Here is a 10,000-nt window from a genome sequence, read left to right as displayed (position 1 = left end):
AACAGAACCTGAAACCGTATGTTTACAAGCAGTCGGAGACCGCTTAATAATAAGGTCAACGGCGTGCCTATTGAAGAATGAACCGGCGAGTTATGAGGTCCAGCAAGGTTAAGCAGGAAATGCGGAGCCGAAGCGAAAGCGAGTCTTAATAGGGCGAGAAGTTGGATTGCATAGACCCGAAACCACAGTGATCTACCCATGTCCAGGCTGAAACACAGGTAAAAATGTGCGGAGGGCCGAACCTATATCCGTTGAAAAGGGTTAGGATGAGGTGTGGGTAGGGGTGAAATTCCAATCGAACGTGGAGATAGCTGGTTCTCCCCGAAATAGCTTTAGGGCTAGCCTCGAGGAGAGATTGCAGGCGGTAGAGCACTGATCAGGAGAGGGACCTACCCGGTTACCAAACCCAGTCAAACTGCGAATGGCTGCAATTATACTCGGGAGTCAGACTACGACTTATAAGGGCCGTGGTCAAAAGGGAAACAGCCCAGATCATCAGCTAAGGTCCCAAATGCCGTGCTAAGTGGCGAAGGATGTGGCGTTTCATAAACAACCAGGATGTTGGCTCAGAAGCAGCCACCATTCAAAGAGTGCGTAATAGCTCACTGGTCGAGAGACGCTGCGCCGAAAATGTCCGGGGCTCAAGCACGGAACCGAAGCTATGGCATGATAGCAATATCATGGGTAGGGGAGCGTTCTTATAAGGAAGAAGCATTACCGTAAGGAGATGTGGACATATAAGAAGTGAGAATGCCGGTATGAGTATCGAAAAGAAAGGTGAGAATCCTTTCCACCGAAAGCCCGAGGGTTCCTGAGCAACGATCGTCGACTCAGGGTAAGTCGGGACCTAAGCCGAGGCGGAGACGCATAGGCGATGGACAACAGGTTGAAATTCCTGTACCGGATGGAGTCGTTTGAGCGAAGGAGCGACGCAGGAGGGCACATGATCGCGCGGCTGGAAGAGCGCGTCCAAGTGCGTATGCGGGTAAGGAGGCAAATCCCCTTATCCAGAAGCAGAGACATGATGGGGAGTTAAAGGCGACTTTGACGAACTCATGGATCCCACACTGCCAAGAAAAACTTCTAGCGAGACAACATCCGCCCGTACCGTAAACCGACACAGGTAGGCGGGGAGAGAATCCTAAGGTGCGCGGGAAAACCCTCGTTAAGGAACTCGGCAAATTGCATCCGTAACTTCGGGAGAAGGATGACCCTGAGTAGGCGAAAGGGAGAAACCCCCGGAACAGAAAAGGGTGGCAGAAAAGAGGCCCAAGCAACTGTTTACCAAAAACACAGGTGCCTGCGAAAGCGAAAGCTGAAGTATAGGTGCTGACGCCTGCCCGGTGCTGGAAGGTTAAGGAGAGAGGTCAGCGAAAGCGAAGCTTCGAACTGAAGCCCCAGTGAACGGCGGCCGTAACTATAACGGTCCTAAGGTAGCGAAATTCCTTGTCGGGTAAGTTCCGACCCGCATGAAAGGCGTAATGATTTGGGCACTGTCTCAACGAGGGGCCCGGTGAAATTGAAATACCTGTGAAGATGCAGGTTACCCGCGACTGGACAGAAAGACCCCATGGAGCTTCACTGCAGCTTGAGATTGAATCCCGGTGACATATGCACAGGATAGGTGGGAGGCGAAGAAGTAATGCCTTTGGGTGTTACAGAGCCGATGTTGGGATACCACCCTTATGTTGCTGAGATTCTAACACGGAGACTAACAACCTCGTGGACCATCTCAGGCAGGCGGTTTGACTGGGGCGGTCGCCTCCTAAAATGTAACGGAGGCGCCCAAAGGTTCCCTCAGGCCGGACAGAAACCGGCCGAAGAGTGCAAAGGCAGAAGGGAGCTTGACTGCGAGACAGACAAGTCGAGCAGAGACGAAAGTCGGGCTTAGTGATCCGGTGGTACTGAGTGGAAAGGCCATCGCTCAACGGATAAAAGCTACCCTGGGGATAACAGGCTAATCTCTCCCAAGAGTTCATATCGACGGGGAGGTTTGGCACCTCGATGTCGGCTCATCACATCCTGGAGCTGGAGTAGGTTCCAAGGGTTGGGCTGTTCGCCCATTAAAGTGGTACGCGAGCTGGGTTCAAAACGTCGTGAGACAGTTTGGTTCATATCCATCGCGGGCGCAAGAAGTTTGAGGGAGGCTGCTCCTAGTACGAGAGGACCGGAGTGGACGGATCAACGGTGTACCAGTTGTCACGCCAGTGGCACGGCTGGAAAGCCGCATCCGGAAAGGATAAACGCTGAAAGCATCTAAGCGTGAAGCCCGTCCCGAGATGAGACTTCTCATCAGAAATGAGTAAGACCCCTTAAAGACGATGAGGTTGATAGGCTGTGAGTGGAAGTGGCGCGAGCCATGGAGCGACGCAGTACTAATAGGTCGAGGTCTTAGCTTAGATTTCACGAAAAGCACGACCAGAGGCGAGAGCCTTCGGGACTTCTTCTATACAGTTTTGAGAGTACAGACTCTCAAAGATTCAGTGGCGATAGCTGTGAGGATACACCCGTACCCATGCCGAACACGGTAGTTAAGCTCACAAACGCCGAAAGTACTTGGCTGGAAGCGGCCCGGGAGGATAGGAAGCTGCTGATTAACTTGAAAAAGCACTAATGAGAAATCGTTAGTGCTTTTTTGCTGTGCGTATCATTTGAGGCAGTGGGCTTTTGAGGGGAATCGGTGCTTACCGTATTCCCGAAGGTTGACGGCCCTTCGGGCCGAGGGTTGATGGCGCCGCCGGGCCTGCGGCCCTGGGCGCCAAGGGTTCTGTCCGGGATCGGCTTCGCCTTCCGGACGGGTTGAGGGCTCCGCCCAGGGAGTTATATAGTACCGCTCCACTGGGGAGGTACGGCGCCTTGTGGCGCCATTTTGTATGCCGCCTGTCGGCGGCGGCCCCCTTTGGTGGCTGGTGCCACCACCTTCCCCCCGCAAGCGGTGGGACAATAAAGCTCCTCGAACCTTAGTGTTCATAAGTGGCTCAAGGTATAGCACGGGTTGTTGTGCCCCCGCTTTTGCGGGGTGGCAAGTGAGACGCTTTCCCGTGGAGAAAGGTGGTGCCGAAGGCACCAAAGGGGGGAAAGCGGCCGAAGGCCGCTAATCATCGCCATGCAGTTCCTGCTGATGAATCCAAAGGCATCACGCCGGAACCAGCCGGCAGCAGGAAGCAGGATGCCGGCAGTCGATTGCCTTTCTCTTTACATCCGGCGGCTCCTTCCCGCCTACTGGTATTTAGGAGCATTTTTGACACTTACTGCTCGTACCGAGATTCTTCGCCTTCGGCTCAGAATGACGATGAGGGCGGGAAGGGAAGCACGTAACGTAGTCTGACGTCTGATTTCTGACTTCTATCGTCTAATCCACGCTGTTCCTCCGTCGCCTACGGCGACACCTCCTTCCTAAGGAAGGAGGCCATAGCACTCCGTTATGTAGCAGTGTTGACATAAAAGTAAATCCCGTAACGCTGACTTCATACTTATCGCCCGCAGGGCGATACCTTCCCCTCTGAACCCTTTGAACCTTCTGAACCCTCTGAACTCGAGCCGCAGCGCGGCTCCAATGGCGATACCACAGCCCTTGGTCCAAAAGCCCGTTAAACCTGAGAGTCCTTTGGACCGACGGCCCCATCAATCTTAAGAGCCTTCCCTTTTGCCTCCTCCCTCCACCGTACTTCCCAAACCACTTATTCATGGTTTATACTTGTTTCAGGTGATGAATATGCATTTTCTTTTTAAGCTTTTTAAGTGGCTTATTATTCTTATTATTGCTGCTGCTTTAGTTCTTGGCTTTTATGCTGGCAATCTTGCTTATGAGGAGCTTTTTACGGCGCCCTGGGACAGGATTTTGGGGATTCAGAATCATCGGTCGGATCTGGCTCGGATGCATGGGCTGGAGGAGCGGTATGGCTGGCAGCGGGTGATGGTGCCTTCTAAGGATGGGACGGAGCTTCGGGGAACTTATATTGAGACAGTGAAGGGAGGAAAGAAGGCGGTTATCCTTCTTCATGGTCTTTACCAGAATCGTTCCATGTGTGTGCCCTACATTTCTATGTACCAGGATATGGGATACAATGTTCTTCTCGTGGATCTCCGCGGCCATGGGGAGAGCGGCGGGGGACAGACGGATTGGGGGATTCATGATGTGGATGATATGAATGGCTGGGTGGATTTCCTCCGGTCTAAGAACCCTTCCATGGAAATCGGTTTTCATGGGATTTCCCTGGGCGCTGCCATGGCTTTGATTTACAGCGGAAGTAAGGAGGGGCAGCAGATGAAATTCTTTGTGGCAGACAGTTCCTATGGAAATCTTCTGGAGCTTGGAAGGGATAAGATTCTGACCTATACCGGTGACGACAGGCTGGTGCTGGGGATGGATGTGCTGAATCCTTTTATGCAGGCGGCCATGTTTTTCCATACAGGGAAACTGCTTTCCGATGTGGACCCTGCTTCCCAGGTGACCCATATGGCTTCTCCGGTCCTTTTTCTTCATGGCGGGGCGGATATGCTTGTTCCGCCTTCGGCGGCCCATGAGCTTCTGGCTGATTCTTCCAGTTCGGTGAAGGAGCTTTATATTTTTGACGGCGCTGCCCATACCATGGAAATGGCAGTCAATGGCCCCGCTTATAAGCAGGTGGTGAAGAAATTTGTGAGTGCGCGGTCCTGAAGTTTTTATTTTAAATACTGCTTTGTATGATAAAATAGGGTAAAGCATTTCATGTATGACAGGAGGTATATATATGAATGGAAACGGTGTGAATCGGGAGGGATTCCTGGCGGCCAGGGATACCATAGAAGCGTTGAAGGGAACATTGGAATGTCTAGAGGTGAATCTTTCCCAAGAACGGGATGCCAATGAAGGATTGAACCTGACCATTGAAGCGCTTCGTAAGGAAAATGAGAATCTGCAGGAAAAGGCTTTCCAGCTGGAGGCGGAGATTGTATCCCTGAAGCAGGAGGCAAAGGACAGCGGAGACCGGAAGAAGGATGATTCGGTTCCTCCTTCTGAAATCCGGGCGGAGCTGGAGAAGAAGCTGGGTTTCTATTATAAGGATTTGAAAAATGTGGATGAAAAAAATCTCACCGCCGAAGACAGTGAGACTTTGTATCATATCCTGACTTACACTTTCAAAACGCTGAAAAAAGCGGGCTTGAAATTTTGATTTTTTATTTCATGCCTGTGCTCTGGGCATAGTAGAAAAGGTACTGCTGCATAATGCCGGCCCTGTTTCCATAGGAAGGAAATGGATTTCTGCCCTCATAAAAGCGGTCTATGACCCGCTGTATCCATACGTCCACCGGTGCCAGGGCAATGCGGTGGAAGCTGAATAGGGCAATGCAGCTGGCCACCTTGATGCCTATGCCAGGCAGGTTCATAAGGCTTTCCAGCAGTTTTTCATCATCATATGCCGCCATGTCCTCGAAAAGGTGTGGCGACTTTTTTATGATTTCCGCTGTTTTGTGGATATAGGGGATGCGGTAGCCTAAAGAGCAGGCCCTGAGGTCTTCTTCCGGCAGGGCGGCAAGTTTTTCCGGTGAAGGAAAGGTGTAGACCGATTCCATTGGCGTTTCGATTTGATTCCCAGCCATGTGGCACAGTTTTTCCACGGAGGTGGAAATGGCAGGAATGGATTTCCTTTGGGAAATGATAAAGGTAATCATGGTTTCCCATGGGTCCTGTTTAAGGATTCGGATGCCCCTGCTGTAGGCGGCCGCTTTTTGGAGGTATAGGTCATTTCTGTCTATGGTGTTACAGATGTTCCGGTAGTTTTCGCTTAGGTCAAAGTAAGGCTTCCACACGTGAGTCCAAAGGTAGCGGGAACAGGAAACATCATAATGGATGCCCTTGATATGACGGATGTAGAGGACATGGCTTTTGGTGGTGAAACGGAATACACCGTTGTCCTTTTCCACGGCCCGGAAGCACTGGCCGCTGTGTATGATTTTATGAAGGTCAAAGTCATCTTTGATAAAAATATGCATGAGGTGCTCTTTTCTTAAACTTCAGGGACTTGTGAATGAATCATTGGTTTCATTATATTCTTTTACATGCTTTTTTCAAAGATATGATAAAATAGAAGCACACCATTGCAGGAAAGAGGGATATTTTGGGAAAACAGCTGTTACTGGTCAATGACCTGCCGGGATACGGAGAGGTGGCGCTGGCGGCTATGATGCCGGTGCTGACGCATATGGGCCATCATGTGTATAATCTGCCTACAGCCCTTGTTTCCAATACGCTGGACTACGGGCGCTTTGAAATTCTGGATACTACGGAATATATGAGGAATACGCTGGGGGTGTGGAAGTCCCTGGGCTTTTCTTTTGACGCCATTTCCACAGGCTTTATCGTCTCCCCCACCCAGGCTGCCATGATTGCCAATTACTGCAGTCGGGAGCGGGAGAAGGGAACGAAAATTTTTGTGGACCCCATCATGGGGGATGAAGGCCGTCTGTATAACGGCTTGACCAAGCGGACGGTGGAGGGCATGGGGCGGCTGATTTCCCAGGCGGACTACATGGTTCCCAATTATACGGAAGCAGCCCTCCTTGCAGGAGAGCCCTATGAAAAGGAGGGGCTCTCCTGGGTGGCCATGAAGAATCTTTTGGGAAAGCTTCATCGCATAGGGAATGGGTCCGTAGCCATTACCAGTGCGAAGGTGGACGGCTCAGATGCGGTGGCCGGCTTTGACGGGGAAAGGGGAGAATATTTCCTCAGGACCTTTGATATGATTCCTGTCCGTTTCCCCGGTACCGGCGATATTTTTTCCGCCATATTCATGGGAAATGTAATGAACGGAGTATCCATGATGGATTCCGTGGACCGTGCCATGCTGGCGGTCCGTCAGATGATTGTATTAAGCAGAAACAGCGGCGATTCCTTCAAGGGAATTCCTGTGGAAAACTGTTTGGAGGTGCTTGATTCATGCCGAGAAGACCGAAAATAAAGATTACCTGTATTGACAGGCTGGGAAAATGCCCCTGCCATAGAGGCCACAGAGTGGGCGATTCCTGGGATTTCGACAGGGACCGGGGGCAGATATGCCCCATGGTGATGCACGTAGCTTTTCCTTATATAGATATCCTCCGCTACGGCGGTGAAATTCCCCAGCCGGGACAGGAGAAGGGGACGGCCGTCTTCTGCTGCCCCGATGTGGAAACCATTAATGTATTCAAAATAGAAAAGGTGGATGAATAATTTCATCCCTGGCTGAAGGTGACGCTATGGAACAAATGCAGTTCATCCGGAAACTTCCGGAACCTATGGAAATCAAACAGGAAATTCCGCTGAAAAAGGAATTTCAGAAATTAAAAGAAAAGAGAGACCGGGAAATTGCCGATATTATGACAGGAAAGGATGACCGATTCCTCCTCATTATCGGCCCCTGCTCGGCGGACAATGAACCGGCGGTGCTGGATTACTGCACACGCCTGGCCAAAGTGGCGGAAGAGGTCAAGGATAGGCTCTTCATCATTCCCCGGGTATATACCAATAAGCCCAGAACCATCGGCAAGGGGTACAAGGGCATGCTCCACCAGCCGGACCCGGAGGGAAAGGAAAATATGATGGAAGGCATTAAGGCTATTCGCCGCATGCATGTCCATGTCATAGAACAGACCGGCTTTACCTGTGCCGAAGAAATCCTGTATCCCGAAAACCACCGCTACCTGTCGGACCTTCTTTCCTACGGCGCCATCGGCGCCCGTTCCGTGGAAGACCAGCTGCACCGCATGATTGCCAGCGGCGCAGGCATTCCGGTGGGCATGAAGAACCCCACTTCCGGCGATTTGTCGGTTATGATGAATTCCATCGAAGCTGCCCAGAGCGAGCAGGATTTCCTTTTCCACGGATGGGAAGTCCATACCACCGGCAATCCCCTGGCCCATGCCATCCTTCGGGGCTACGTGAACCATTTCGGTACCAGCATGCCTAACTACCACTATGAAAACCTGCGGAAGGTGTCAGATATGTACGGCGAAAGGGATCTGCAGAATCCGGCCATCGTGGTGGACTGCAATCATAACAATTCCGGCAAGAAGTACATGGAGCAGATCCGCATTGCCCGGGACGTCATGGCCAGCCGGAAGTATACGGAGGACATCCGTCATCTGGTGAAAGGTCTCATGATTGAAAGCTACATCGAAGATGGAAACCAGAAAATCGGGGAAGGGGTTTACGGAAAATCCATCACCGACCCCTGCCTGGGCTGGGAAAAGAGCAGGGATTTGATTCTATCCCTGGCAGATATGGCATAAGACTGCCTTATATGGTGAAAAGAGGGCTCCTGCGAAAGGCAGGGGCCTATTTTATTCATTTTTTATGGGATTCTTTGGCAGAATAGGGTATAATAAAAATATAGAAATACATCGTTACGACGCTGTAAACCCTATATTTCCATATATAAGGAGATGGACGAAATGGAATTCAAAATTAAATATTTCAAGGATTATGTGCCCTTTCACGTGGATGACAGCCACCATCCGGTGGAACTGAACCCGAAAAAATGCCCGGCAGTGGAGTCGGAGGCCGCAGAAGTACGGCGGGCACTGGCCCATCCCATCGGCACGCCGAGGCTTTCTGAAATCGTAAAGCCCGGTGAGAAAATCGTTATTGTAGCCAGCGACGTGACCCGCCCGGCTCCTTCCTGGGTCATGGTTCCATGCGTGGTGGAGGAACTGGAAAAGGCAGGAGTGAAGGATGAGGATATCACCGTCGTCTTCGGCCTGGGCTCCCACAGGAAGCAGACGGAAGAGGAAAAGAAAAGACTGGTGGGAGAAGACATTTACAGCCGCATCAAGTGTATCGACAGCGACCCGGAAGAGTGCATCCACATGGGCACCTGCAAAAACGGAACATCCGTCGATATTTTCAAGACCGTGGCAGAGGCGGACCGGCGAATCCTCACAGGCAATGTGGAATACCATTATTTTGCAGGCTACTCCGGCGGCATGAAGGCCATTATGCCCGGCGTATCCTCCCATGACGCCATCCAGTCCAACCATAAGAACATGATCCGCCCTGGCGCTTACGCCGGCCATCTGGAAGGAAATCCGGTGCGCGAGGATATTGAGGAAGTATACAATTTCTGTCCTGTAGATTTCATCGTCAACGTGGCCCTGGATGACCATAAGAAGATTGCCTTTGCAGCTGCCGGTGACAGGATAGAGGCCCATCGGGAAGCCTGCCGTTTCCTGGACAGCATTTATAAAATCAAAATCGACAAGCCCGCAGATGTGGTCATTGTTTCCACCGGCGGCTATCCGAAGGATATCAACCTGTACCAGGCCCAGAAATCCATCGACAATGCCAAGCATGCAGTGAAAGAGGGCGGCATCATGGTGGTTTCTGCTTCCTGTAAAGAAGGCTACGGCAGCAGCGTCTTCGGTGAATGGATTCAGAAATATGATACCCCCGACGATAGAATCAAAGCCATTCATGAGCACTTCGAACTGGGCGGCCATAAATCGGCAGCCCTGGCCCTGGTGCAGAAGAAATGCAGCATTTACCTTGTCACCGATATGGATGATGCCATGGTGACTAAGGCAAACATGACTCCCTTCCATGACCTGCAGCAGGCTGTAGATGCTGCACTGGACAAGATGGGAAAGGACGCCAGCGTGTACGTCATCCCCGTGGGAGGCTCCACCCTTCCCATGGAAGAATAAAAAATGAAAAAAGAGGATGCCCTGATGGTGCGTCCTCTTTTTTAGTGGACTGGTGTGCTAGTGAGCTAGTGGACTAGTTGACTGGTGCGATGGTGAAATGTTGATAAAAAGTTCTTCCTGCTAAACGGTATTTAAAAATAGGGGAGTCAATGGGTGTATGTACTAAGATTCTTCGCTGCGCTCAGAATGACGATGGGGCAGGAAGGACAGGGGAAGTAAAACAAAAAGACACTACGGCGCGAAGCACATAGTGTCTTTTTTTGTGGTGGGCGATAACAGGATCGAACTGCTGACATTCTGCTTGTAAGGCAGACGCTCTCCCAGCTGAGCTAATCGCCCA

General features: G+C 51.3%; 7 protein-coding genes, 1 tRNA gene and 2 rRNA genes (1 of these 10 cut by a window edge). 8 read left to right on the top strand and 2 right to left on the bottom strand.

Features of this window, described 5'->3' with window-relative positions; all coding sequences use genetic code 11:
• From QZQ29_RS00860 to QZQ29_RS00845, 4 genes are all read left to right on the top strand, one after another.
• Nucleotides 1–2,399 (top strand): 23S ribosomal RNA (locus QZQ29_RS00860) (it extends 527 nt beyond the left edge of the window).
• 80 nt (nucleotides 2,400–2,479) lie between these two features.
• Nucleotides 2,480–2,596 (top strand): 5S ribosomal RNA (gene rrf, locus QZQ29_RS00855).
• A gap of 1,119 nt (nucleotides 2,597–3,715) precedes the next feature.
• Nucleotides 3,716–4,660: an alpha/beta fold hydrolase gene (locus tag QZQ29_RS00850; RefSeq protein WP_296958555.1), complete on the top strand. Its 945-nt coding sequence runs from the start codon at nucleotides 3,716–3,718 to the stop codon at nucleotides 4,658–4,660.
• A 73-nt stretch (nucleotides 4,661–4,733) separates the two neighbouring features.
• Nucleotides 4,734–5,156 (top strand): hypothetical protein, encoded by a 423-nt coding sequence (locus QZQ29_RS00845; RefSeq protein WP_296958553.1) that lies wholly within the window; start codon nucleotides 4,734–4,736, stop codon nucleotides 5,154–5,156.
• Nucleotides 5,157–5,160: 4 nt separating this feature from the next.
• Here the strand turns inward: QZQ29_RS00845 and QZQ29_RS00840 are convergent, their stop codons facing one another.
• Nucleotides 5,161–5,976, bottom strand: a complete 816-nt coding sequence (locus QZQ29_RS00840; protein ID WP_296958552.1) for a DNA glycosylase — start codon at nucleotides 5,974–5,976, stop codon at nucleotides 5,161–5,163.
• Nucleotides 5,977–6,101: 125 nt separating this feature from the next.
• On the opposite strand from QZQ29_RS00840, the gene QZQ29_RS00835 reads away from it, so the two are divergent.
• The 4 genes from QZQ29_RS00835 (at nucleotide 6,102) to larA (ending at nucleotide 9,660) form a co-directional block, all read left to right on the top strand.
• A complete protein-coding gene (locus QZQ29_RS00835) occupies nucleotides 6,102–6,941 on the top strand; it encodes a PfkB family carbohydrate kinase (protein ID WP_296958550.1) in 840 nt (279 codons plus the stop codon).
• Entirely contained in the window at nucleotides 6,920–7,192 is a 273-nt protein-coding gene (locus QZQ29_RS00830) for a TIGR04076 family protein (protein ID WP_296958548.1), read from the top strand. Before QZQ29_RS00835 ends, QZQ29_RS00830 begins: the two co-directional genes overlap by 22 nt.
• A 26-nt stretch (nucleotides 7,193–7,218) precedes the next feature.
• Nucleotides 7,219–8,250 carry a 3-deoxy-7-phosphoheptulonate synthase gene (locus QZQ29_RS00825; RefSeq protein ID WP_296958547.1) on the top strand — a complete coding sequence of 344 codons (1,032 nt, stop codon included), beginning with the start codon at nucleotides 7,219–7,221 and terminating at the stop codon, nucleotides 8,248–8,250.
• 162 nt (nucleotides 8,251–8,412) lie between these two features.
• The gene (gene larA / locus QZQ29_RS00820) at nucleotides 8,413–9,660 is read left to right on the top strand and encodes a nickel-dependent lactate racemase (RefSeq protein WP_296958544.1); all 1,248 of its coding nucleotides are present in this window, start codon (nucleotides 8,413–8,415) and stop codon (nucleotides 9,658–9,660) included.
• 263 nt (nucleotides 9,661–9,923) lie between these two features.
• Here larA and QZQ29_RS00815 read toward each other — a convergent pair.
• A tRNA-Val gene (locus QZQ29_RS00815) sits at nucleotides 9,924–9,999 on the bottom strand.
• Nucleotide 10,000 lies beyond the last annotated feature (1 nt).

The organism is uncultured Dialister sp. (assembly GCF_900538805.1).
Taxonomy (GTDB): Bacteria; Bacillota; Negativicutes; order Veillonellales; family Dialisteraceae; genus Dialister.
Note: the sequence above shows the minus strand (reverse complement) of the source record. Positions and strands in the feature narration are given on the sequence as shown.